Origin of the sequence: Oceanicaulis sp. UBA6590 (genome assembly GCF_002433705.1) — a bacterium.
Classification (GTDB): Bacteria; Pseudomonadota; Alphaproteobacteria; order Caulobacterales; family Maricaulaceae; genus Oceanicaulis.
Window position 1 is genome coordinate 107506 of sequence record NZ_DJIQ01000068.1, and the last position, 22478, is coordinate 129983.

General features: G+C 60.6%; 25 protein-coding genes. 15 read left to right on the forward strand and 10 right to left on the reverse strand.

Annotated elements, in window-relative coordinates; genetic code table 11:
• Positions 1-194: 194 nt before the first annotated feature.
• The 6 genes from B2Z70_RS15280 to B2Z70_RS15305 form a co-directional block, all read right to left on the reverse strand.
• Positions 195-386 carry a YqaE/Pmp3 family membrane protein gene (locus tag B2Z70_RS15280; protein ID WP_009801025.1) on the reverse strand — a complete coding sequence of 64 codons (192 nt, stop codon included), beginning with the start codon at positions 384-386 and terminating at the stop codon, positions 195-197.
• Positions 387-409: 23 nt separating this feature from the next.
• The gene (locus tag B2Z70_RS15285) at positions 410-1117 is read right to left on the reverse strand and encodes a hypothetical protein (protein ID WP_292984454.1); all 708 of its coding nucleotides are present in this window, start codon (positions 1115-1117) and stop codon (positions 410-412) included.
• 186 nt (positions 1118-1303) lie between these two features.
• Positions 1304-1858 carry a hypothetical protein gene (locus tag B2Z70_RS15290; protein WP_292984456.1) on the reverse strand — a complete coding sequence of 185 codons (555 nt, stop codon included), beginning with the start codon at positions 1856-1858 and terminating at the stop codon, positions 1304-1306.
• A 90-nt stretch (positions 1859-1948) separates the two neighbouring features.
• Positions 1949-2215, reverse strand: coding sequence for a DUF7218 family protein (locus tag B2Z70_RS15295; RefSeq protein ID WP_009801022.1), 267 nt, complete (start codon positions 2213-2215; stop codon positions 1949-1951).
• Positions 2212-3402 (reverse strand): mechanosensitive ion channel family protein, encoded by a 1191-nt coding sequence (locus B2Z70_RS15300; RefSeq protein WP_292984459.1) that lies wholly within the window; start codon positions 3400-3402, stop codon positions 2212-2214. The genes B2Z70_RS15295 and B2Z70_RS15300 overlap by 4 nt, the downstream gene beginning before the upstream one ends.
• A gap of 59 nt (positions 3403-3461) precedes the next feature.
• Positions 3462-3971: a Dps family protein gene (locus B2Z70_RS15305; RefSeq protein ID WP_009801020.1), complete on the reverse strand. Its 510-nt coding sequence runs from the start codon at positions 3969-3971 to the stop codon at positions 3462-3464.
• A gap of 255 nt (positions 3972-4226) precedes the next feature.
• Between B2Z70_RS15305 and B2Z70_RS15310 the strand changes: the two genes are divergently transcribed.
• The 5 genes from B2Z70_RS15310 (at position 4227) to B2Z70_RS15330 (ending at position 6207) form a co-directional block, all read left to right on the forward strand.
• The gene (locus B2Z70_RS15310) at positions 4227-4403 is read left to right on the forward strand and encodes a DUF1328 family protein (RefSeq protein ID WP_009801019.1); all 177 of its coding nucleotides are present in this window, start codon (positions 4227-4229) and stop codon (positions 4401-4403) included.
• Between the two features lie 76 nt (positions 4404-4479).
• Entirely contained in the window at positions 4480-4689 is a 210-nt protein-coding gene (locus B2Z70_RS15315; RefSeq protein ID WP_292984463.1) for a hypothetical protein, read from the forward strand.
• 45 nt (positions 4690-4734) lie between these two features.
• Positions 4735-5019, forward strand: a complete 285-nt coding sequence (locus B2Z70_RS15320; protein WP_292984465.1) for a hypothetical protein — start codon at positions 4735-4737, stop codon at positions 5017-5019.
• A 10-nt stretch (positions 5020-5029) separates the two neighbouring features.
• Positions 5030-5392: a hypothetical protein gene (locus tag B2Z70_RS15325; RefSeq protein WP_292984467.1), complete on the forward strand. Its 363-nt coding sequence runs from the start codon at positions 5030-5032 to the stop codon at positions 5390-5392.
• An 11-nt stretch (positions 5393-5403) separates the two neighbouring features.
• A complete protein-coding gene (locus B2Z70_RS15330) occupies positions 5404-6207 on the forward strand; it encodes a formate/nitrite transporter family protein (RefSeq protein WP_292984469.1) in 804 nt (267 codons plus the stop codon).
• Between the two features lie 476 nt (positions 6208-6683).
• Here the strand turns inward: B2Z70_RS15330 and B2Z70_RS15335 are convergent, their stop codons facing one another.
• Together B2Z70_RS15335 and B2Z70_RS15340 are read right to left on the reverse strand one after the other, a co-directional pair.
• Positions 6684-7409, reverse strand: a complete 726-nt coding sequence (locus tag B2Z70_RS15335) for a PRC-barrel domain-containing protein (protein WP_292984471.1) — start codon at positions 7407-7409, stop codon at positions 6684-6686.
• Positions 7410-7613: 204 nt separating this feature from the next.
• A complete protein-coding gene (locus tag B2Z70_RS15340; RefSeq protein WP_009801013.1) occupies positions 7614-8387 on the reverse strand; it encodes a response regulator in 774 nt (257 codons plus the stop codon).
• A 162-nt stretch (positions 8388-8549) separates the two neighbouring features.
• Here B2Z70_RS15340 and B2Z70_RS15345 point away from each other — a divergent pair, with 162 nt between their 5' ends.
• Genes B2Z70_RS15345 through B2Z70_RS15360 form a run of 4 tightly spaced genes read left to right on the forward strand, consistent with a single transcriptional unit; the run spans position 8550 to position 11288 of the window.
• Positions 8550-8768 carry a NepR family anti-sigma factor gene (locus B2Z70_RS15345; protein WP_009801012.1) on the forward strand — a complete coding sequence of 73 codons (219 nt, stop codon included), beginning with the start codon at positions 8550-8552 and terminating at the stop codon, positions 8766-8768.
• A 40-nt stretch (positions 8769-8808) separates the two neighbouring features.
• Positions 8809-9387 carry a sigma-70 family RNA polymerase sigma factor gene (locus B2Z70_RS15350; RefSeq protein ID WP_348764637.1) on the forward strand — a complete coding sequence of 193 codons (579 nt, stop codon included), beginning with the start codon at positions 8809-8811 and terminating at the stop codon, positions 9385-9387.
• Positions 9388-9389: 2 nt separating this feature from the next.
• Positions 9390-11090, forward strand: a complete 1701-nt coding sequence (locus tag B2Z70_RS15355) for a sensor histidine kinase (RefSeq protein ID WP_292984477.1) — start codon at positions 9390-9392, stop codon at positions 11088-11090.
• A 60-nt stretch (positions 11091-11150) separates the two neighbouring features.
• A complete protein-coding gene (locus B2Z70_RS15360; RefSeq protein ID WP_156776072.1) occupies positions 11151-11288 on the forward strand; it encodes an entericidin A/B family lipoprotein in 138 nt (45 codons plus the stop codon).
• A 52-nt stretch (positions 11289-11340) separates the two neighbouring features.
• Here the strand turns inward: B2Z70_RS15360 and B2Z70_RS15365 are convergent, their stop codons facing one another.
• On the reverse strand, positions 11341-12015 hold the full coding sequence (locus B2Z70_RS15365; RefSeq protein ID WP_292984480.1) for a gamma-glutamyl-gamma-aminobutyrate hydrolase family protein: 675 nt from the start codon (positions 12013-12015) through the stop codon (positions 11341-11343).
• Entirely contained in the window at positions 12012-13307 is a 1296-nt protein-coding gene (locus B2Z70_RS15370) for an ATP-grasp domain-containing protein (protein WP_292984482.1), read from the reverse strand. The genes B2Z70_RS15365 and B2Z70_RS15370 overlap by 4 nt, the downstream gene beginning before the upstream one ends.
• A 100-nt stretch (positions 13308-13407) precedes the next feature.
• Between B2Z70_RS15370 and B2Z70_RS15375 the strand changes: the two genes are divergently transcribed.
• The 6 genes from B2Z70_RS15375 to B2Z70_RS15400 form a co-directional block, all read left to right on the forward strand.
• On the forward strand, positions 13408-13578 hold the full coding sequence (locus B2Z70_RS15375) for a hypothetical protein (RefSeq protein ID WP_156776069.1): 171 nt from the start codon (positions 13408-13410) through the stop codon (positions 13576-13578).
• 150 nt (positions 13579-13728) lie between these two features.
• On the forward strand, positions 13729-15390 hold the full coding sequence (locus B2Z70_RS15380; protein ID WP_292984485.1) for an autotransporter assembly complex protein TamA: 1662 nt from the start codon (positions 13729-13731) through the stop codon (positions 15388-15390).
• Positions 15390-19421 carry a translocation/assembly module TamB domain-containing protein gene (locus B2Z70_RS15385; RefSeq protein WP_292984487.1) on the forward strand — a complete coding sequence of 1344 codons (4032 nt, stop codon included), beginning with the start codon at positions 15390-15392 and terminating at the stop codon, positions 19419-19421. The genes B2Z70_RS15380 and B2Z70_RS15385 overlap by 1 nt, the downstream gene beginning before the upstream one ends.
• A 216-nt stretch (positions 19422-19637) precedes the next feature.
• Positions 19638-21068: a trigger factor gene (tig, locus tag B2Z70_RS15390; protein WP_292984489.1), complete on the forward strand. Its 1431-nt coding sequence runs from the start codon at positions 19638-19640 to the stop codon at positions 21066-21068.
• 181 nt (positions 21069-21249) lie between these two features.
• On the forward strand, positions 21250-21873 hold the full coding sequence (locus tag B2Z70_RS15395; protein ID WP_009801002.1) for an ATP-dependent Clp protease proteolytic subunit: 624 nt from the start codon (positions 21250-21252) through the stop codon (positions 21871-21873).
• Positions 21874-22116: 243 nt separating this feature from the next.
• Positions 22117-22478, forward strand: a 362-nt coding sequence (locus B2Z70_RS15400) for a ClpX C4-type zinc finger protein (RefSeq protein ID WP_292984491.1), incomplete at its 3' end; no start/stop codon positions are given.

Sequence of the window (22478 nt, forward strand, 5' to 3'; positions counted from 1 at the left end):
TGGTAGACGCGCTGGATTTAGGTTCCAGTGTCTTATGACGTGGAAGTTCGAGTCTTCTCACCCGCACCACTTCTTTCCTGTTCTCCCTCACTCGGTTCGGGCGATCCTCGCTTCGCTGCGGGCGCGCCTGTTTGCAGATATAGTTCGGGCGCTGGAACGGGGAGACTTCCAGCGCCCGAATTCTGGCGTATGGCCTAGCGACGGGTGGCGATGATCCACACCGCGTGGATGATGCCGGGCACATAGCCGAACAGGGTCAGCAGAATGTTCAGCCAGAAGTGCAGGCCCAGACCGACCTGGAAGAACACGCCGAGCGGCGGCAGCAGGATGGCCAGGATGATGCGGAAAATGTCACCGCCGGTAGCGGTCGCTTGTTGCGTGCTCATAAGGGTCTCCTTCAATCAATAAATCAGGACGCCGAAGCGGCGCTCAGGAAGATCGCGGTGTCACGACCGGCCAGCGCGTTCAGCTGGGCGTCGTTGACGGTGGAGGCGATGGTCCAGCCTTGAGGTTGGGCGTACTCAAACCGCACCGCATTCACGGGAAGGCGGCCTTCCAGGCGGTCAAAGGCGCTCCAGCCGCGGGATTCAAACCGTACAGCCAACACCGCTCCGCCTTCGCTGATCTCGATGTCGTCCACGGCGATGCGGGCAGACGTCTCACTGACGGAGATGGGACGCCCCATCAACGCCCTCAGTGAGCGTGCATTCTCATACTCTGACGCCCAGCTCAGACCGATCGGCTGATAGCCGGCGCCCTGGCTCAGCATCTGGAAGTCCGTGCGATCCAGATCCACGCGCAACGTCTCCTGACCCTCTGCGCCAGCCCGGTAGATCAGGTCCGCCGCAATTGTGGCGTCGCCGCTCATGAAGTTCGGATTGTCCACGACAACAGCTTGCAGATTGCCGGTTTCATCCAGAAGCAGATCCTTGATCTGGACCTGGCTGTCCTCGAGCATCAGGCGCGAGGACAGAAGGGTGGACGCCAGATAGAACGGCTTGCCGCTGACGGTCTCCTGAACAAATTCGGGTTCAGTCGTCTGACTGGTCTGGGTGAAGGCGGCTGCCGATAGTCCAGCCAGCGCAACAACGGCGGTCAGGGTGATGGCGGTCTTCATCGGTCAGGCCTCCTTGAAAAGGGTCAGGGCTCTCGAACAAACGTTCCAGTCTCCCGGCGGTTCCCGTTTTCGTGGCGGGTCTGAACAGGAATCAGGCAAGACGAATCGCAAAAAGAACAAGCCCCGCAGATGCTTATGCATTTGCGGGGTCGAGGGGGGCGGCAGATTCAAGCGTTGAAAATCAGCCTACCAGGCTTGTCGATAGGTGAGCCCGACAAAGTTTGATTCCGCTTCCCAGCTATTCTCACCGAAGCGGATTTCGCGTTCCTGTCGGATATAGCCCGCAGTCAGGGCGCCATGTTCGCTCAGGGACATGCCGATGCCAGCGAACCCGTCGGCCACGCCGACTTCGCCCGCGACACGGGTCAGAGCGCTGACGCCGCCGCCGCCAGGTCTCATGATCACAGTCTCCTGGTCATAGGAAACAATCAGGCTGAGACGACGGATGGAGCGGAAGGCGAGGGGGCTGGTCTCAAGCTCCAGGCCGATCCCCAGAGCTGACAGCTCGTCGCTGTCGTTCCGGCTTTCATTCTGCGCAGAAAGGGAAGGAACCAGCGAAGGGCTGTCATCGCCGCCCAACGGGATGGACCAGCTGCTCTGGCTGGTGTCGCCGAACTCGGCATGGAGCTGATCGGTAAAGTTTCTCAGGACCAGCCGGGACTCAGGTTCAGGACCCGGATTTTGCACGCCCGGAACAGTCGCAGTCTGCATTGTCAGCAATAAAGCGGTCGTAACGAACATGCAGTCCTCCAAAAAATCAGCCTCAATTCAGAAACGCGCTGAAGGACAGGATGTTCCCGATATTTTGAGGCTGAAGTTCAGATGAACGCGTTATTGCCCGTTGCGCAGAGCCTTGATCAGCTCATCCTTGGTCATGTCGGACCGGCCTTCTATCCCGATTTCCTGGGCGCGCTCGTACAGTTCATCCTTGGTCCACTCCTCATATGGTTCGTGCGCACCGCCTTTTGCCGAGGCGTCAGTTTCATCGGACGCCTGGGCATTGGCGATACGGGCGGCCTTGGATTTGGAGGCCCCGTCCTCACGCAAGGCTTCATAGGTTTCGTCGTCCTTGACGGATGGGCCATGATCCTTGGTCATTGCTCGTCTCCTGCTTCAGAGGGCTCGGAGGGGGCGCGCGCGGGATCGACAACAGAGCCGTCCCCGCGCGCCACCATGAGAGTGCGGGTGGGATAGGCGAACTCGACGCCTTCTTCGGCGAACTTCCGGACGAGGGCGAGGTTCACGGCGTGGCGGACATCCATGTAAACGGCATACTCCATGCTCTGGGCATGACAGACGATCTCGAATTCAAGCGCGCTGTCGCCAAAACCGGCGAAATGAGCGCGCTCGAAACGGACCTGCTCGGTTTCATCGATGATGGTCTCGATCCAGTCCGGAATCTGCGCGAGCTTGTCAGCGCCTGTCTGATAGATCACGCCAATGCGGAACCGCCAGCGGCGTTCCTCCAGGCGCTGGTAATTGCGGATCGTCTCATCCAGCAGGTTGGTGTTGCGGATGATGACTTCCTCGCCTGAGAGCGAGCGCAGTCGCGTCGTCTTGAGGCCGATCTTGCTGACCGTGCCCAGAAAATCGCCAAATTCGATGAAGTCGTCTCGCTGGAAGGGCTTGTCGAAAAGGATCGACACGCCTGCGAAGAGATCGCTGAAAAGGCCCTGCGCCGCCAGGCCGATTGCGATGCCGCCCACGCCCAGGCCGGCGATCAGCGCAGTGATGTCCACGCCGGCGTTATCCAGAACCAGCAGCAGGGCGGCCGACCAGATGAAGGTGCTGATCGCCCATTTGATGATCGCGATGCCGTTCCAGACGGCGCTGCGGGTGTCCGATCGCTTCAGGGCGCGTCGCTGGACAAGATCCACCAGAAGCCCGCGTATGATTGCGGCGATCTGGATGATCAGGATGAGCCCAAGGATATACCAGGTTGCATCAATGACCTGGGATGGCGCGCCCGTCGCCCCAAGACCGATCACCGCGCCGACGACCAGAAAGGTCATGGCGGACAAGCGATCCGCGGCGCCCAGGAAGACATACGCCAGACTGCTCTGTTCCGAGCGCTGCCGGATCAGGGAGACGCCCCATTTGATCAAGGTTGCGACGACCGCGACGCTAAGCGTGATCGCCAGGGCGAGCGTGACGGCCTGCGTGTCCTCAGCGATCCAGTCGATCAGGACCGAGACGGCGTTCCGACCTTGCTCGACCACGCTCTGGACATTCGCTTCCATCGCGTTGAGGGCTTCAGAGGCGGCGGCGTCTGGCGATTGGCTCATCGTTTCTCCTCACGCGAAAAAGCGGGCTCGAAGGCCCGCTTTTCCAAACGTCTGACAGCCTATTTCTCGGCGATGATCGAGTTGAGCATCCAGATGGCTTCCTCGTGCCAGCTCATGCGCTCGATCAGCATGTCGGCCGTGACGAAGTCTTTCTTGTCCTCACACCATTCGATGGCGCCGCGCATGGATTTGACAGCGGTCCTGTGGTCATCGATCAGCATTTTCACATGCTGTTCGGCCGTTTGCTCCAGGTCATAATCCTGAATATCGGACAACTCGCCATACTTGCGATAAGAGGCCGGGGCTTTCTCGCCCAGGGCGCGGATGCGTTCGGCGATCTCGTCGATGGCGGCATAGAGGTTGCCGTAGTGCTCTTCAGTCAGCTTGTGCAGGCTGTAGAAGGTGGGGCCGACCACGTTCCAGTGAACGCCCTGGGTCTTGATGAAGAGCATGTAGCTGTCAGCCAGGACCTTGCCCAGCTCGCTCGCGATCTTGGAGCGGTCTTCAGGTTGAATGCCGGCTTTCTGATCAAATTGAGCGGTTTTGGAAGCAAGAGCGGCGCTGCTCATTATCAATCTCCATCATGTTGCGGGACCGATAAACGCGGACGGATGCGTTAAGGTTCCCGGAGAGGGAGAATAAAACTGCAGTCAGCGCCTGCCGCAATTTTACAATAGCTTGCCAAGTGCTCCGGCGACCCTGAATGAGATAATGTATGCTTTATATATACGCGCGAAATTTTGAAATGATTTTGGAGTTTTCTGGAACCTGTTGAGGGTCGATGCGTTGATTGGGGGCCTGATTGATACACACGGAGCTAACCCATGCTGAGACTGGCCCTTGGATTTTTCGTCGTCGCCCTGATCGCAGCCCTGTTCGGGTTTGGCGGCATCGCAGCCGGCGCGGCCTCTATCGCGCAAGTGCTGTTCTTCGTTTTCCTGGTTCTGTTCGTGGTGTCGCTGCTGTTTGGCGCACTGCGTGGTCGGACGCCGCGAGCCTGACCCTGGACTGATCGCCACGGCTGCGGGGCGGACCCCCGCAGCCGCATCGCCATATAGACGTGAAGGAATTAAAATCATGAAAAAGTTTGCCCCCCTGTTCGCCGCTCCGTTCCTGCTGACGGCTGTCGCTTGTTCTGATGGTCCGGCGGAAAACGCAGGCGAAGACATGGATGAGGCGGTTGAGAATGTGACTGGCGAGGACCAGGACACCTTCGAGAACGCCGGCGAGGAAGTGGACGAAGCCGTGGATGAAGCTGAAGAGGCCACGGACGAACCGTCCCGCTAAGACAGACTTATCGCCCACTCACAGACTTCAGAAAAGGAGAGCAAAATGGCACGCGCCGCTGCTAAACCCGACATTACAACTGAAGAACTCAAAGCGGATCTGGATTCTCTGCGCGAGGACATGGACCAGCTGGTGGGTGATCTGTCGAAGATTGTCCAGCAGGGCGGAGAAAACGGCGTGAAGGCCGGCAAATCCGTGCTGGAGGACGGCATGGCAGCCGCCGAAGAGGCCCCGGACCAGCTTCGCGAACTTATTCGTGAAAACCCGCTGGGCGCTTGCGGCGCCGCCATCGGCGCCGGCTTTCTCGGCGCATTGCTGATGCGCCGCTAGGGAGCGCATCGTGAACGCACTGCTGATAGTCATTGCCCTGATCGGCCCGATCATCGGCGCAGTGTTCGCCACCCATGCGGGATGGAGCTGGGCGTCAGTCCAGTACTCCCCGTGGGTGGCCAGCGCCCTTGTTGGCGCTATCTATGCCTCTCTGGGCTCGATCGCCGCAGCAATCCTTCTCTGGAAAGCCAACCGCAAAGAGCCGCCTTCTGAAACGACGACCAGCTCCGCCTCGCCCCTGGCGCTCGTGGAGCTGGCCATGAAGCGCAAGCCTTTGCAAACAACGGCGACGCTGATGGGATTCGGCGCACTTCTCGCTCGAAAACCCAAGCTCGCCATGGAAACCTTGTCCCGGTTCGCGCTTTCCAAATAAAGGGTCTGCCCTTGTCGAAGAAAACTGATCATGAGCTGCGCGCCAAGCGACTTGCGGCGCGCAGCGAAATTGCGTCCAAAACCCTCTATTCCGTCATTGCGGAGACAGGGAAGGAAGAGCTGCTTCGCCCCTCCAGCTCCTTGCTTTACTCGGCGCTGACAGCCGGTCTGGCCATGGGCGCGTCCGTGCTGCTCATGGGGGCGATCGAGAAAGCGGTCGGAGACGCGTCTTGGAGCTCGCTGGCGATCGCCGTGGGGTACCCGGCGGGCTTTCTTCTGATCGCCATGGCCCGCATGCAGCTCTTCACGGAGAATACGCTGACCGCGGTCCTGCCGGTCACCAAGAATCGTCGCTGGCGCTCCGTCCGTCTTCTGGGGCGGTTGTGGGCGATTGTCCTGTTCGGCAATCTCGTTGGCGCGGTCGCCATCGGGGCTGTGCTATCGCATGTGACCGAGCCGGATCTGTTCGAGGCGATGGTCTCGGCATCCTCTCACATCACACACAGGGATGCTTTGGGGAACTTCATTTCGGCCCTGCCTGCCGGATTCCTCATTGGCCTGATGGCCTGGTCGCTGCCAGGATTGCCTTACGAGAAGCTCGGCGCGGTCTTCATCGTGACCTATTTGGTGGGGGCGGGCGGTTTCCCGCATATCGTGGCGGGGACGGTCGAAACGACTGTCCTGATGGTCGCTGGCGTCTGGGGCGCAGGGGAGGGGCTGGCCTTCATCCTGCCCGTGCTTGTCGGCAATACGCTGGGCGGCGCCGCTCTGTTTGCAGGTTTGGCCTATGGCCAGGTGCACGAGGAAATCGATTAGAGAGTCCAGATTTCAGGGAACCGCGTTCGCACCGGGGCGTTAGTCGGATATCCCGGTCCCCGCCGGGATGATTGACGACCCAGCTGCGAAGGCTGACCCTCCCCCTGACGGCCTTGCGCAGCCGCTTTTGAAGCCGCCCTCCATATGAGGGCGGCTTCTTTGTTGGCGCTGTTCTGGAACCCTGAAACGCTCACAATGCGTTGCAAGAAGCCCGTCAGGTCAGTGGAACTGAAGTTGAGCCAGCGCGCCGTCTTCAACGGGCTTGTGAATTCGAAAGAGGGAGCAGACCGTTATCAGACAGGCTCCACCTCTGATGATCGATATGGCGAGCTCTGTGAGCAATGAGACATCAGGCAGACTTTCAGGACAGCTGCGTTTGCTTTGCCGACGGAATAAGTCAGAGCAGCCTATCGTGAACAAAAAAGGGGGCGCGCCGAAGCGCGCCCCCAGTTTGGGGTTGGTCAGCCCCTTGGGAATTAACGGCCATCCAGATAGGCGCCGGTATTGATGGGCGTCTCTTCCATCACACGCACGTCATCGCCGGTGATGTCAGACGTCACGGTCCAACCGGTTTCAGCGGAATAGGCCAGTTCCAGCTCGTCAAAGTCGACAAGGCCGACTTCGCCGCCCAAGCCCAGAAAGCCGCCGTCGCGGATGATCGCGTATTCGGTTTCACCGCTCAGCGTGAACTTCACATCCTCAAGGTGAGCGATGGTTTCGCCGGCGTCGTTGAGGATCGCAGCGCCGGTGAGATCGCTGTAAAACAGGTCGCCATCCTCGCGTTGATCTTCGATCGAGACCACAAACGGGCTGTCCTGGATGGCTTCGGCGTCTTCAAGCTGCGCATCGGTCAAAGATGCGGTGACGACCAGCTCGCCCTCTGCGTCATGAGCGATGCTGGCGGCGACGGTGGAGACGGCGACTTCCTCGTCAAACAGTCCCAGGAAACCACCACGTGAGATCACGAGCGCTTCCGGGTCGCCGGCGTCATTCATGCGAATGTCCGTGATGGCCGAAGCACCGTCCGCATATTCAAGGTCTGCGCCGACAATGTCGGACGCCTTGACCATGTCGCTGGACATCGTCGCTTCTGCGCTCGTCTCCATCTCGGCCTGCATCCCGGCGTCCTGGGCTTGCGCCGTCGCCAGAGCGGTGGTGGAAATCAGAGCGATCGAGGTGGTCAGCATCAGCTTGTTCAACATAATGTCTCTCCTTCATTGCTAGCGATCAAGTCGAACGCAATAAGGAAACGTTGAGCATGCTTATGTGTTCCGGATTCTCTTCAGGCAATTTCGTGAATTCATCATGTCTTTAATGTGTCTGGATTTTGCATTTGCGGCATGACAAAGAAAAGGGCGCTGCGAATTTATTCGCAGCGCCCTTTTTCAAATGGGGAAAGCGGGGGTCTACTCAGCTGCAACCGACTTGCGTTCGAAAAAGAACAGGGCCTGGCTGATCGTGGCGGACACGGTTTCCGGCATGAAAGGCTTGGTCACGAGGTAGGTCGGCTCGGGTTTTTCACCGGTCAGAAGACGTTCGGGGTAGGCGGTGATGAAAATCACCGGAACATTCATTTCATCAAGAATATCCTTGACCGCATCAATGCCCGAGCTGTCGTCGGCGAGCTGGATGTCAGCCAGCACGAGGCCCGGCGGAGATTTCTGCGCCAGCGCGACGGCCTGATCCCGGGTCCTTGCCACGCCGGTCACGCTGTGGCCGGCGTTTTCCACAATGGCCCGCAGATCCAGGGCGATCACGGGCTCATCCTCGATGATCATGACGCGCGTGGCGAGACCAGCGTTCAGCTCCTGTTGCGCTGAGACCAGAAGCGACTGGGCCTCGGCGTCATCTATGCGCAGGATCTTGGCGACATCCTCAATCGAGAAGCCCTCGACGGATGTCAGCAGCATGACCTGGCGGGCCTTGGGGGTGACGTGCGAGAGCGGGGTGGCCTCATCCTGGAGATCGCTCGTATCCAGTTCGGGATTCCAGCAGGCATGGAATAACTGGAACAAGGCGACCTGGGGCGGCAGGTCATGGCCTAGCTCTTCATTGCCTTCAACGGCGGCTTCTAGGCAAGCGCGCACATGAGCGTCGCCGCTTTGCTGAGAACCGGTCAGGATGCGAGCATATCTGCGCAGATAGGGAATGTGTGCGCGAATTGCTGAAACGAAACTCATTCTGGGCTCTCCCCACAAAACTATGTCGATACAAAACGACCGATTTCCGAAAGGGTTCCAAAAAAGATTCAGTTTTTTGGGAACCCGATCAGGGAACCTGCGTTCTTTTATGTAATTCGGTCCTATCGACCATAAATGAAGACATGAGAATGGCGACTTAGAATGGCAATGTCAGAGGACAAGAATGGCGCCCGGAGCGCCCCGGATCCCTCGCTCGTGCAGCGGACCCGCAAGCAGCAGGAAAACATTGGCGCGGGATTGCGCCACATGTTTGATTCCGTGCTGGACGAAGGCGTCCCTGACGATTTTGCCGATTTGCTTGACCGTCTCGAAGAGGGCGAGGCCAAGCGCGGCGACCAGAAAGGCGGCGCCCGTGAGTAAGGTCGATTCAGAAAAGGTCGGCCTGTCGCCGTCCGAATTGATGACCCAGCCGCAGTTTCGAAAAGAGCTGACGGATGCGATCCCCCATATGCGCGCCTTCGCACGAAGCCTGACTGGCGACGCGGCCAGCGCAGACGATCTGGCGCAGGACGCCATGATGAAAGCCTGGTCTGCACGGGACAAGTTCAAGGCGGGCACAAATTTTCGCGCCTGGGTCCTGACTATTGTCCGCAATCAGTTCTACTCCGACAAGCGCCGGTCTTGGCGGCAGGCCGAGTGGGATCAGGAACTGGCGGAGCGCACGCTGCCTGCAGTGGACAATCAGGAACAGATCGTGGCGCTGGACGAATTGCGTCGTGGCCTTGCCGAGCTTCCTGATGACCAGCGCGAAGCCCTGATCCTGGTCGGTGCGGGCGGGTATTCCTATGAGGAAGCCTCTGAAATTTGCGATTGCGCGATAGGGACCGTGAAAAGCCGTGTGTCCCGGGCGCGTCTCGCTCTGGAAGGGATCATGAAGGCCGGACCGGCCGCCAAGGCCAATTCAGATGGCATCGCCGCCTCAGACGCCGTCGACACGCTTCTTGATCAGGTCAGCGACCTCGCTGAACAGGCTCGGTAGGCATGCCGTTCAAACCGGGCGGGGAAATGACCGGGCGATTGCGGTTCGTGCTCGCTCTGGTGCTGGCTGTGGCGCTTTTTCCCCTATTGCTGATCGCCATGGCGCAAACCTGGAGCGAGGCGCGGGAAGAGCAGCGCGTTCAGAGGGATCGCATGATCATTCTGGGCGCGCTTGCTGCGTCAGAACTCAATGAATCCATATCTCGGGCGCAAGGCATCATTGATGCCGTATCGACTCGCGGGTTCGCTTTCATGAGTGCGCCGGGCGGCTGCAGTCGGGCCATGGCCCAGATTGCAAGCGGCGATACGGTTCTCACCAATATCGCGCTGACCAATGCCAATGGCGAGATCATCTGTTCCGCCCTGGAGGACGCCCGGCAGCTCGATCTGAGTACCGAGGACTGGCATCAGAGTTTGCAGAATGGGGCGGAACGCTCTGTTTCCGGCGTGACGCTGGGACGCGTCACACGACGACCGATTCTGATTGTCGCCTCCCGACTGGGGCAGGAGGACGAGTTCAGAGGCGCGGCGGCCGCAGCGATTGATGTGCTGCAGGCGTCTCGCAACCTGATCGACAATGCTGTGGCCGAGGGGAGTCAGGTGGTGCTCGTGACGCCCTCCGAAGCCCGTGAAGTCGACACGGCGCGCGTCCTCAAGCCTGTGGCGATAGAGCTGCAGGATGACCTGCTCGGGCGGGTTGAGGGATTGTCCCGTCCCGAACCCCTGCGCCTGTCGATGGACGGGGGTGAGCGCCCGGCGGTGTTGACGCCCCTGGTCGAGGATGAGCTGGCGCTTCTCCTGATATCTCCTGCGCCTGTGACACAGTGGGGTCTGGTGTCGGTCGCCGCGACCTTCCTGATCCCTTTGCTCATGTACGCTCTGGCTCTCGCCAGTGTCTGGCTCGCCGTGGATCACTACGTGCTGCGCTGGCTGGGGTATCTTCGTCGGATCGCGGCCGTGTATGGCAGCGGGCGTCTGGACGTTGTGCCCATCCGCGCCCAGAACGCGCCCCGTGAAATACGCGAACTCGCGAATACGATGTCGGAAATGGCCACCTCGCTTGAAGAGCAACACAGCGAGCTGGAGGCCTCGGTGGAGCAACGCGGCGCCCTGCTTCGGGAAATCCACCACCGGGTGAAGAACAACCTGCAGATCATTGTGAGCCTGCTCAACCTGCAGGCGGGCCGGATGGCCGATGGGGAGGGGCGCTCCGCGCTCATGGAGGCGCGCCGGCGGATCAATGCGCTCTCGCTCGTTCACAGGAGCCTGTACGAGGCTGATGATTTGCGCGCGGTGCACATGCCCGGCTTCCTGTCAGAGCTCGCCATGAACTTGCAACAGGTCAGTGATGACGGTTCACGATCAATCTCTGTCCAGGCCGAGTGTGAGGACGTCGCCTTTGAGCCTGATACGGCTGTTCCGATCGCCCTGTTCGTCACTGAAGCGGTCACCAATGCCTACAAGCATGCCTTCCAGGACCGCAATAGCGGGCGCATTATCGTGTCTTTGACTGCCAGCTCGGCGCAGGATCTGACCTTGCGCATCCGTGATGATGGCGTGGGCATGTCTGATACGGCGTCTCAGGGCACAGGGTCGTCCCTGATGGAGGCGTTCGCCATGCAGGTGGACGGTGAAACCTGGTCTGAGGCCAATGCTGAAGGCGGTATGGATTTTGTGCTGCGGGTTGGCGAAGAAAAGAGCTGAGTACAGGGAACCTCTGATGGTCTGGTTCGTTTCAAATAGGCCATAAAAAAGGAGGCTATAATGAAGTACGCTATGCTTTGCGCTCTGGCCGTGTCCACGCTGATCCTCACCGGCTGCAACACGATTGCGGGCGCCGGTCGCGACATTGAAGAAGCTGGTGACGCGATCGAGGACACCGCCGAGGAAAACCGCAACTAGGGTCTTCCGCGCCTTTATGCAAAACGGCCCCGTCCTCAGACGGGGCCGTTTTTTATGCGCAGGCCTTGATGAAGGCTCGAAACAAGCGACGCATGTCCGCTCTGTAGACCAGGAGTTCGGGATGGAACTGAACGCCCAGCCGCAGCGGCGCGCTGTCCGCTTCGATCGCCTGGACCCCGCCCCGTTCGCCGCAGGCGGTAGCGTGAAATCCGGGGGCGATCGTTCTGACGGCCCGGCGGTGCAGGCTGTTGACGCTGACCGTTTCGTGCGGGGCGAAGACGTCTGACAGGAAGCTCTGGCCTGTGAGCTGTATCGGCTTCCGGAAAAACGTGTAGCCCAAGGGTCCGTTCGGCCAGTCTCGGGTCAGCTCGGGGTCGAGCTTCTGATGCAGGTCCCCGCCATAGAAGATGTTCAGCATCTGCAGACCGCGGCAAATGCCCAAAACCGGGAGGTCCTGGTCCCGGGCATGTTGCAGCCAGCCTATCTCCAATCCGTCCCGCTCCGGATCGAAACGGCTTTCGATCTCTATGCTTGCGTCATAGCGGCTGGGGTGGATATCCAGCCCTCCCATCAGGATCAGACCGTCAAACAGACGTTCTCCACTGCGGGGTTCCTCGCGCAGGCGCAAGGGTTTCCCGCCTGACAGTCTGATGACTGCCCCTACAAGCAAGGAGAGGAAGAGATCGCCCTTGGGCGCCGTCACATATGCAATGACAGGGCGGGTCATGACCCTACGGAATCAAAGCTGACTTCGGGCGGCAGTTCTCCAAACTTGGCGAGGTGGGAGACGATGAAGAGAGCTCCAAGCGCCGCAGCCGGATCATCCTTCGCGAGCAGGTCGACATCCAGGGACGATCGGTCCATGACACGATGGGTCACATCCTCGAGCGCTTCCTTGGCGGCCTTCGCGTCGGAAAGGGAGGCGATGAGTTTTCCAAAGTTCTTCAGACTGAATCCCTTGGCGTTTTTCACTTTCTCCCAGCTTTCTGACAACTGTCTGGCATAGTCGCTCTCACTGAAGGCGCCGTCTAACGCTGAAGGGATCCAGGCCAGGGGGACTTGCGAGCGATAGCCGATCTCGGGCGTGCCTGGCGTGGATTTGAGCTCATCGTAAAGCGTCAGTTCAGCCAGGTGTCGCGCATAGTCGACGCCGCTGAGAGTCGAATGACGCAGACCGGCCCAGAAGCGGGCGTTCACCTCGATGACGGCGGGAGAGTCCGCATCGTCTCCGCTCCACATGAAGTCTGTTTCGAAGACGCCGGTCCAGCCCGTCGCCCGGGCGATCTTGCGGATATCATCCTCGAAGGGCTTGGCGCTCACTGTTTCCCGCACAACGCCTGCTCCCGCCTCGCGCGGCTGGTTTTCCAGATTGGTATAGGCGGACATGACCATCACTTCGCCGTCATGGGCGAGCGCGCTGACGCAATAGTCGTCTCCCTCAGCAAGAGACTGGGCCAACAGAGGATAGCTCTGGGCATGATCGGTGAGGTAGGCCTCATAGGCCTCGCGGTTCTCGACCTTTGAAATTCCCCGGCCGCCAGCGCCGCGGCTGGGCTTCATCAGGAGCGGAAAGTCCATGCTCGGACCGGACTGCGCCTCATCCTCGGTTTCAAAAACCTCGGTTTCAGGGGCGTTGATGTCATGCTCTTTCACCAGCTTGGCGAAATGATGCTTCGGGGTGACTTGCTCTATCGAATTCTGATCGGGAGCGGCCAGAACAGCGTTGGCAGGCAGAAGGCTGAGGTGCTCCGCCAGCGTCTCCATGTCCTCGAACCCGGGCATGATCAGGACCCGGTCATCCGCGAACTCCCTGCAGATTGAGGCGATGTCTTCTGTATAGCCGCGTCCCTCCGACGGTTCGCGCACGGTGCGCGTTTCATCGCAGTACTTTGAAAAGGACAGGGCGGTCAGCCCGATGGTGTCCAGCCCAATAACCCGGTCGACGAGCGGTTGGACCGATTCCGCCATGGTCAGCGCCATCAGGCTGCGACCATAGGTGATCAATGCGATTATCTTCATACGCGTAAAACGCCGGAGTGATCAGAGGGTTCCGCTTTTTTACGGAACCCATTTGCTGACGTATGCGTTTGGGTCACAACGAAACAGCAAGGAGCAGGAGATGAAAAACCAAAAACCAAGCCCTGTCGTCCTCGTCGGAGCCGCCATTGTTCTTGTCCTGATCGTCACTCTGGGAGTTCTGGTGTGGCAGGAAGCGCAGTCTGATACGGTCGAAATTCAGTTCGGGGACGGAGAAATCCGCTTCGAGACCGGGGAATTGCACAACGACTGACAAACTGGCCTGTTGTTTTTTGGCCATGTTTGAGGCGAATACGATACCAGAGCGGCGAGGCGAAGGCCCCGCTGCTTTTCTTCATGCATGGGACGAACTGAGTTTCAGATGATGCTGCTAAGGGCGATCGCATTTACGGCATTAGCCGCCATGACCGCCTCGGCCCAGGCGCAAACCGTCAATCTCAATGACTCTGACGACGCGGCTCTTGAAAACGCCCTGCAATCGCTGATCGAGGAACGGTCCAAATCGGGCGCGGTCAATACGCGCGCCGGAGCGGATCTTATCGTGCGCTATCTGCGTGCCGAAGGGTATTACACGGCTCGCGTCATCACGGACCAGAGCGAGGATGCTCCGATCTTCCAAGTGACGCCGGGCCAACAGTTTCATTTCACGGCGCTGGAGGTCGAGGCTGGAGGGAGCCGGGAGGCGGCGACCATTGCTCGGGACGCGCTGCCCCTTTCGTCCGGCGCCGCTGTGCGCGCTGAAGATGTGCTCGAGGCTGAGACCGAGGGTTTGAGAGCCCTGCGCAATTCCGGCTGGCCGGACGCCCGACTGGAGGATCGGACTGTCACCATCGACCATGCGGATGCGAGCGCACGGGCCGTCTTTGTCTATGACCCGGGCGTCGAAAGCCGTTTCGGGGACATCAACCTGCAGTCTGCCCGCTGGCGTCAGAGCTTTATCGAGCGACTGTCGCCATTCGAAACAGGCGAGGCGGCGAGCGCTGCCCAGATGCGCGTGTTTGAAAGCCGGCTTGAATCGCTGGAAAGCATGTCCAGCGCCGCCGTGACCCTGGAAGAGCCGACCGGTCCTGATGGCCCTCAACAAAGAGCGGTCCTGGTCTCGACCTCGCCTTCGCCCCGACATGTTGCGGAAGCCGGTTTCAGCCTGTCCACGAGTGAGGGTGGCGGCGTAAGCGGGGCCTACAAGCGCCGCAATCTCTTCGGTGGCGACGAGACCCTTGATGTCAATCTGAACCTGGCGACGGTGCAAAGCGGTCTTCAGGTCGAGCTGACGGCGCCGCATTGGCGGCGTCTGGGGCAGGCCCTGACGCTTGAGGCCCGCACGCAACGGGAGGAAACCGATGCCTACGATCTGGTCGAGGCGGGCGTCGGGGCACGCGTCTCGCGTCCGATAACAGACACGCTGACCTTGTCGGCCGGCGCGGACCTGAGCGTCTCGCACAGTGAGAACGAGACGCTGGATCTCAATGTCTACACCGGCTCGGTCTCATTCGGGGCGGTCTGGGATCAGCGCGACAGCGCGATCGCGCCAACGCAAGGCGCTCTGGTTTCGATGGAGGTCTCGCCCACGCTGCTGGCGGGCGACGCGTCATCCACATATTTCAGGGCGGTCGCGGAGGGACGCCGTTATCAGCGCCTGACCTCATCGCTGATCATAGCCGGACGTTTGCGTGCTGGCGGGCTTGTCGGAGCCCCGCTTGAAACCCTGCCCCCTGAGCAGCGCTTCTTCGCCGGCGGCGGCGGATCGGCGCGGGGGTATGATTATCAGTCATTGTCGCCGCGCAATGCGGACGGTGATCTGATCGGCGGCCGTTCGATCGTGGAATCGAGCGTCGAGCTGCGGTGGAGGAAGTCGCGGCGTTGGGGGGGTGTCGTCTTTGTCGACTCCGCCGGGGCCGGACGCGACGAAACGCCTGACTTCGGAGCCGTGCGGAGTGCGGTGGGTGTGGGCGTCCGCTATTATCTCGACTTCGCGCCGCTTCGCCTGGATATCGCGACCCCGCTCGATGGGGACGCCTCAGATGCTGACATACAGATCTATATCGGTCTGGGAGAGGCCTTCTGATGCGGGCGGCTGGCTTTATCAAAGTTCTCGCAGCTGTGTTCAGCGGGCTGGCGCTTCTGCTCCTCATTGGCCTTGTCAGCCTGAGTCACGCACCCGGGCGCGCTCTGGTCATTGAAGTGATGGATGGACGCGAGATCAGCGCCGTTGGCGTTGTGAACCTCTCTGATCTGGAAGGAGATGTGCTTTCAGACTTCAGGGTCGGCCGTCTCACGCTGTCCGATGATCAAGGCGTCTGGCTCGAGGCGGAGGACATTCATATCGCCTGGCGTGCGAGATCGCTTCTTGGGTCTTCTGTCCGGATTGAAGAGGTTGAAGCAGGCAGTGTTCGCGTGCTGCGCCGTCCCGACACCGAGCGTGAAGCGCCTTCTGGCGAAAGCGGAGGCGGGCGCGGGATTCGATTGAATCGTCTGCTGGTTTTAGAGCTGGTCCTTGAGGAACCGGTTCTCGGTCAGAGAGCTGCACTGCGCGCCGAGGCCGACCTGGCCCGTGATGTGAGCGCGGGGCTGAGCCTCACGGCCGAAATCGTCAGAACCGATGGCGCTGAAGATCGGCTGAATGCTGACCTGACGCGAGATCTGAACGGAGTGATCGACTGGAATCTGTCGGTACTCGTTGAATCGGACAGTCCTCTCGCACAACTGGCCTACGCCCAGGGCCTTGGATTTGAGCTGGCGGCGGAAATTGAGGGTGACCCAGAGGCCGGCGCCGCGGATTTCACCTTCACCGTTGGCGATCGTGATGGCATCAACGGGCAGGGGCGTTGGCGAGATGGCGGATGGAGCCTGGACGCGGATACTGATGCCGACGCTTGGCCGTCTTTGCCGTCTTCGGTCCGGGCATTGCTGTCTGGAGGTTCGCTGACAGGGCAGGGGCGTTTGGAGCCCCGCACCGGGCAATTGCACTTCACCAGTGCGGCAGGCGAGGTCTCTCTGAGCCGTTCCGAGCCGCCCGTTGTCGAGATTACGGGAAGTCTGAACGCGGACGGGCTTGCGCTCGTGTTGCCAGAGACCCTCTCAATTCAGCACGCCGCCTTGGATGCGCGTCTGGATCCGGAGACTCCGTCTCGCTGGCTTACGGGAGATCTCCGGGTGGAAGACCTGACCCACCCCCAGATCGGTCTTGAGGCTGCGAACGCCCGGTTCATGCTGGAGCGTGAGGGAGAGGATTTTCGCTTTGAACTGACGGGCGAGGGGCAGGATGTTCAGCTGTCAAACGCTCGAGCAGGCGCAGCGCTGGGCGAGATCGTACAGTTCACCGCAGAGGGAGTGTATCTGCGCGCAGACCAGAAAGTTCGGCTGGGCGCTGCAAATCTCCGCTCGGCGGGCGCTTCACTGGAGGGAAGTGGGGAAATATCCCTGTCTCCTGTGGAGTACGACGGCCGTTTCACGCTCATGCTTGATGATGTGGGCCGTGTCCAGCAGGGTCTGAGCGGACCTGTCACCTTAAGAGGCGAAGGCGACTCTGACGGCCTGTTGCTGCGTATTGATGGGCAGGAACTGACGGGCGAAGGCGCGCCGTATGCGCTCGCCACCGGGATAACGGGCGAGGGGCGAGTCGACTTTAGCGACGGGTTCGCGCTGTCGGGTCTGGATGTTGACGGACGCTATCTGCGCGTCGCAGGCGGGTTGCAGCGTCCGCAAGGCGCCTCCGTCTGGCGGGGTCAGCTTGATTACGCCGTGGATGCCGAAGGTCTGGGCGTCAGTAGTCTGGCTGGGGTCATTGCCGGAGCCGCAACTCTCGAGCAGGAAGATGGAGCGCTCTCCGCCAGGATCCAGGCCCAGGCGGACAGGTTCGAAGTGGGCGGAACGAGTCTGGAAAACCCCGTTCTGCGTGTCGAGATCGATCCTCAGGCCGAGGGCGGACTTGCAGGCGACTGGCGCTTTGACGCAAGAACATCGCAACGCGATCTGGCGCTGCAGGGCGATCTTGAATGGTATAACGGCGCCGGCCGTGTGGATGTCGCTTCGGGGCGTTTCGCGGATATCGCAGTACAGGGTCAGGCCTTGCTGGCCCCGGACGCCCTCACGATTGACGTCACAGCGCGTCAGGATGGCGCCATCCAGCTCTGGTCGGCGTCCCTGGAGTATGAGGCGTCCCGCGACGCCCTCATGCAGGGGCGGCTTGACCTGTCTGCTGAGCTTGAGAATTACCGGCTGTCGGGGGTGACGCTGAACGTCCTGAATGCGCGACTCTCAGGCCCGGTTGATGGATTGAGTTTCGAGCTGAATGCCGACGGGGCGATTACAGAGCCTTTCACCATCTCAGTTGGTGGCCCGGTATCCTATGAAGACAATGCATTGCAGGCATCCTTTCAGTTTGCCGGCGAACTGACGGACCGCACTCTGACGTCCCCACAGCCGCTCGAGATCGGATATGGGGAGGGCGCGCTGAGCGCAGGCGGTCGTCTGGCGCTGGACGGCGCAGGGCTCCAGTTCGAGCTTGAACGGAACGAGAGCGGAACTGATTTTGAGTACGATCTCAGCGCCATTCCGGCCGATCTGGTGATGGGGTTGCTCAACTTGCCCCAGGCGCAAGGTGATCTGGCGCTCGCCGGGCGGTTCTCGCGGCAGGCAGAGGTCTGGACCGGGCGGTCCCGGCTGGAAGTCTTGGGCCTGTCCTCAGCTTCGCAGCCGGCGCTGGGGGCCCTGGATGGCGAGTTGAGCCTGAATGTGACCGAGACGGGCGCCAGCATGACAGGAGCCTTCACAGACACCGACCTTGAGATCGAGATCGATCTTGATCGGCAGGGCGCCATGACGGGCCCGGGCTCCCTGCTCGAGCCGGATTGGCGAGGCGCTGTGCGCCTGAATGGGGAGGTCGGAGTGCTGGCCGCGCTCTACATGCCCGAGGATGAAGTTTTGAGAGGCGTTCTTACGGTCAACGCTGAAATCAATGGCATGGACACATCCGGACAAGTGCGATTCCGAGATGGGGCGCTGCAATCCGCACTCGCAGGGCGAACGTTCGAACCGATCAGTGCGCAGGGGTCCTGGCGGAATGGCGCTCTGATCATTGACAGCGTTCAGATCGGTGAAGGCGGGAAAAGCGGCGCCACAGGCCAGGCCGAGTTCCGCGCGACCTCGGATGGCGTCGAAGGTGAGGGTCGAATTGAGCTGAACCAGCTCTATCTGGTCGACCGTCCCGAATTGTCCGGCGGCGCCTCGGGATATGCGGAGTTCAGCCTTGAAGGGCGAGTTCTGACGCTGACCGGGGAAGCCGACATCCAGCGTATGGATGTGCGCCCGACGGGAAGCGGCGGCGCCTCAATCCCTCAGATCGAGGTGGAAGAGCTGAACAGGCCTGATGTGCTGGACCGCGCCTATCGTCGCCCGATCCGGATTGAGCTGGATTATCGTCTGCGCGCTGACGACCGCTTGATGGTGTCCAGTCGCGCCTTCAGTTCCGAGTGGTCAGCGGATGTGCATGTGACGGGCACGGCGAACCGCCCGCGGCTGTCGGGACAGGCGACTTTGATGTCCGGTCAGGCCTCGCTGCTGACAGCGCCCTTCGATCTGACGTCGGGTACGGTGACGTTCGACGGACCGGTCGATCAGACGCGTCTGGCCATTGAGGGGCGGCATGAGGCCGAAGACCTGACCGTGACGGGCCGGGTGGAAGGCTCTGTGCGTGCGCCCGAGGTGCATTTTGAAAGCACGCCCAGCCTGCCCGAGGATGAAATCCTGTCACGCCTGCTGTTTGGGTCTGGCGTCTCCGATCTCAGTCCGTTGCAAGCCTCGCAGCTGGCGGCCCAACTTTCCGGTGCGGGCTGGATGGACGCGATGGCGGATGTGCGCGCTGCATTGGGGGTGGACCGTCTGGATGTGCGCCAGAACTCGGACGGCGCAATTACCGTTTTGGGTGGCCGACAACTGACTGACGATGTCTATCTCGAGCTGGAATCGGGTGTGGGACAGGCGCTCGGATCCGCGCGTATCGAATGGCGCCTCAGGCCTTCGCTGGTGCTGGCCTCGGAGGTCAGCGGGGATTCCAGCAATGAAATCTCACTGAAATGGCGCAGAAGTTTTGATTGAGTTGAAGCAGGTATGATGCTGATAAGGCGTCATCTGCCTCTTTCCGCCAATCCGGTTTTCACGAACCGGAGGGGCGGGCTGCACACATTCACCGCCGCTGGGCGTTGCGTCTGCAAATTCTGCATGACATAACGCGCGCTCATTCCCGGCCGCCGCCGGCGCGTATTTGCGTGTCCGTGCATGGCGGCGACCGCTTTCTAACAAGGCCTCGCCAAGATGAACGTAGTTGAAAAATCCGCTGAAGGGCTCTCGCGCACGTTTGAGGTTGTCGTGCCCGCGTCGGAGCTCGAAGCCAAACTGACCGCCAAGATCGAAGAGATCCGTCCCGAAGTGCGCCTGAAGGGCTTCCGCCCGGGCAAGGTGCCCGCCAACCACATCCGCAAGATGTTCGGCGCTTCGATCATGGGCGACATTCTTCAGGAGCTGGTCCCGCAAGCGACCCAGGACACTCTGGACGAGCGCAAGATCCGCCCGGCGTCCCAGCCTGCGGTGGACGTCAAGTCGGACCCGGAAGACGTTCTGAAGAAAGGCGCGGATTTCTCTTTCGAAATCAGCCTTGAGATCATGCCGGAATTCGACACGATCGATCCCAAGACCCTCAAGCTGACCCGTCCGGTCGCCAAGGTCGCGGACGAACAGGTTGACGAGGCGCTCCAGGAGCTGGCCAAGCAGGCTGTCTCCTATGAAGAGAAAAAGGGCAAGGCCGCTGACGGCGACAAGGTCGTGATCGACTTTGTCGGCTCCATCGACGGCGAGGAATTCCAGGGCGGCGCCGCTGAAGGCGCAGAGCTGGTTCTGGGCTCTGGCCAGTTCATCCCGGGCTTCGAGGATCAGCTGGTGGGCGCCAAGGCAGGCGACAAGGTCGATGTCAAAGTGACCTTCCCCGAAGAATACCAGGCTGCGCATCTGGCGGGCAAAGACGCAGTCTTCGCCACCGAGGTGAAGGAAGTTCAGGCGCCGGGCGAAACCCAGATCGATGATTCCCTGGCCGAGCGCCTGGGTCTGTCTGATCTCGACGCCCTGAAGGACGCTCTGATCAAGCGCTTTGAAAGCGAGCACGCTCAGGCGTCCCGCATGAAGGTCAAGCGCTCGCTTCTGGACGAGCTTGATGCTGCTCATGATTCTGTGGATCTGCCGGCCAAGATGGTCGAGCAGGAGTTCGAGCAGATCTGGCGCGAAGTTCAGAACGCCATCGAGAACGATCAGCTTGATGACGAGGACAAGAACAAGTCCGAGGACGAGCTCAAGACCGATTACCGCAAGATCGCCGAGCGTCGCGTGCGTCTCGGCCTGGTGCTGGCCGAAATCGGCCGCAAGGCCAATGTGGACGTCACCCAGGAAGAACTGGCGCGCGCCGTGAACCAGGAAGCCGAGCGCTTCCAGGGTCGCGAGCGTGAAGTGGTCGAGTTCTACCAGAAGAATCCGGGCGCCATTCAGGCCTTGCGCGCGCCGATCTACGAAGAGAAGGTCGTCGACTACATTCTCGAGCTGGCGGATGTGACCGATCAGGAGATCGATCGCGAAGCGCTGTTCGCTGAAGACGATGAGGCGCCGGCCGCGGAAGAGAAAAAGCCCGCCAAGAAAAAGGCTCCGGCCAAGAAAAAGGCGGCTCCGAAGAAAAAGGCTGCAAAGTCCGACGAGGACTAATCCGGCCTTAACCCGATCGGGACCATCAAGGCCCGGGTCGTTTTCTTCTCGGCTGAGAGGGAAAAGGCCCGGGCCTTGTGCATTTGAGGGTTTGCGCGCAGGCGCGGGCCTTGCCACAGTGCGGGTCCATGGCCAAATCAGGCCGATCTAGACGAACACTGCTTTCCTTGAGGAGCTGGCTATGCGTGAGCCGCAGGATGTGATGATGAACCTCGTTCCCATGGTGGTCGAGCAAAGTGCGCGGGGCGAACGCGCCTACGACATCTATTCGCGCCTGCTGAAGGAACGCATCGTGTTCGTCACGGGTCCCATCGAGGACCATATGGCGAGCCTGATGGTGGCCCAGCTGCTGTTTCTTGAGTCGGAAAACCCGAACAAGGAAATCGCCATGTACATCAACTCGCCGGGCGGATCGGTCAGCGCAGGTCTCGCGATCTACGACACCATGCAGTACATCAGCTGCCCCGTGGCGACGGCTTGCGTCGGCATGGCGGCGTCCATGGGCTCATTGCTGCTGACGGCCGGTGACAAGGGCATGCGCTTTGCGACGCCGAATGCGCGCATCATGCTGCACCAGCCGTCTGGCGGCTTCCGCGGCACGACGGCGGATATTGAGCGCCACGGCGAGGATATCCTCAAGATCAAGCGTCGGATGAACGAGATTTACGTCAAACACACCGGCCAGCCGCTCGAGAAAGTCGAGAAAACGCTGGATCGGGATTTCTACATGGATGCGATGGAAGCCAAGGAATTCGGCCTGATCGACCATGTGTACGAGAAGCGCGGCGGGGCTGAAGCGTCCTGATTCAAGCCAGGCCTGTCTCAGTCCTGAGCACTCAAGCCGCGCTGCGCCAGATACGGCCAGCGCGGTTTTGCATGCTTGATCCACCCCCTCTGGCTGTGATCACATGCGCTATGGAAACGTTTCGCTAAGGTCCGGCCTTGATCTTGCAGGAACGGGTCGAGTCACTTTGAGCTATAAGGTGACGTTCAAGGCCAAAGCGAACCAATCGCGCTACGGCGCACAGCGGGACCGACGGGAGCAGCCATGACCAAGGCGACCACAGGCGACGGAAAGAGCACTCTGTATTGCTCCTTCTGCGGCAAGAGCCAGCATGAGGTCCGTAAGCTGATCGCAGGACCGACCGTGTTCATCTGCGATGAATGCGTAGAGCTGTGCATGGATATCATCCGCGAGGAGAACAAGACCTCCCTCGTGAAATCCAATGAGGGTGTGCCCAGCCCGCAGGAGATCTTCCAGGTCCTGCAGGACTATGTGATTGGCCAGGCGAAGGCCAAGCGCGTGTTGTCCGTGGCCGTGCATAACCACTACAAGCGTCTCAATCACGCTGGCCAGAATGGCGATGTGGAGCTGTCCAAGTCCAACATCCTGCTGATCGGCCCGACCGG

Bases quoted from the DNA above. Each gene is read 5' to 3' on its own strand.
- B2Z70_RS15285 (WP_292984454.1), bottom strand. From the start codon at position 1,117: ATGAAGACCGCCATCACCCTGACCGCCGTTGTTGCGCTGGCTGGACTA.
- B2Z70_RS15360 (WP_156776072.1), top strand. From the start codon at position 11,151: ATGAAGTACGCTATGCTTTGCGCTCTGGCCGTGTCCACGCTGATCCTC.
- B2Z70_RS15345 (WP_009801012.1), top strand. From the start codon at position 8,550: ATGGCAATGTCAGAGGACAAGAATGGCGCCCGGAGCGCCCCGGATCCC.
- B2Z70_RS15335 (WP_292984471.1), bottom strand. From the start codon at position 7,409: ATGTTGAACAAGCTGATGCTGACCACCTCGATCGCTCTGATTTCCACC.
- B2Z70_RS15290 (WP_292984456.1), bottom strand. From the start codon at position 1,858: ATGTTCGTTACGACCGCTTTATTGCTGACAATGCAGACTGCGACTGTT.
- B2Z70_RS15395 (WP_009801002.1), top strand. From the start codon at position 21,250: ATGCGTGAGCCGCAGGATGTGATGATGAACCTCGTTCCCATGGTGGTC.
- B2Z70_RS15355 (WP_292984477.1), top strand. From the start codon at position 9,390: ATGCCGTTCAAACCGGGCGGGGAAATGACCGGGCGATTGCGGTTCGTG.
- B2Z70_RS15370 (WP_292984482.1), bottom strand. From the start codon at position 13,307: ATGAAGATAATCGCATTGATCACCTATGGTCGCAGCCTGATGGCGCTG.
- B2Z70_RS15320 (WP_292984465.1), top strand. From the start codon at position 4,735: ATGGCACGCGCCGCTGCTAAACCCGACATTACAACTGAAGAACTCAAA.
- B2Z70_RS15385 (WP_292984487.1), top strand. From the start codon at position 15,390: ATGCGGGCGGCTGGCTTTATCAAAGTTCTCGCAGCTGTGTTCAGCGGG.
- tig (WP_292984489.1), top strand. From the start codon at position 19,638: ATGAACGTAGTTGAAAAATCCGCTGAAGGGCTCTCGCGCACGTTTGAG.
- B2Z70_RS15310 (WP_009801019.1), top strand. From the start codon at position 4,227: ATGCTGAGACTGGCCCTTGGATTTTTCGTCGTCGCCCTGATCGCAGCC.
- B2Z70_RS15350 (WP_348764637.1), top strand. From the start codon at position 8,809: ATGACCCAGCCGCAGTTTCGAAAAGAGCTGACGGATGCGATCCCCCAT.
- B2Z70_RS15300 (WP_292984459.1), bottom strand. From the start codon at position 3,402: ATGAGCCAATCGCCAGACGCCGCCGCCTCTGAAGCCCTCAACGCGATG.
- B2Z70_RS15305 (WP_009801020.1), bottom strand. From the start codon at position 3,971: ATGAGCAGCGCCGCTCTTGCTTCCAAAACCGCTCAATTTGATCAGAAA.
- B2Z70_RS15380 (WP_292984485.1), top strand. From the start codon at position 13,729: ATGACCGCCTCGGCCCAGGCGCAAACCGTCAATCTCAATGACTCTGAC.
- B2Z70_RS15340 (WP_009801013.1), bottom strand. From the start codon at position 8,387: ATGAGTTTCGTTTCAGCAATTCGCGCACACATTCCCTATCTGCGCAGA.
- B2Z70_RS15315 (WP_292984463.1), top strand. From the start codon at position 4,480: ATGAAAAAGTTTGCCCCCCTGTTCGCCGCTCCGTTCCTGCTGACGGCT.
- B2Z70_RS15365 (WP_292984480.1), bottom strand. From the start codon at position 12,015: ATGACCCGCCCTGTCATTGCATATGTGACGGCGCCCAAGGGCGATCTC.
- B2Z70_RS15295 (WP_009801022.1), bottom strand. From the start codon at position 2,215: ATGACCAAGGATCATGGCCCATCCGTCAAGGACGACGAAACCTATGAA.
- B2Z70_RS15280 (WP_009801025.1), bottom strand. From the start codon at position 386: ATGAGCACGCAACAAGCGACCGCTACCGGCGGTGACATTTTCCGCATC.
- B2Z70_RS15375 (WP_156776069.1), top strand. From the start codon at position 13,408: ATGAAAAACCAAAAACCAAGCCCTGTCGTCCTCGTCGGAGCCGCCATT.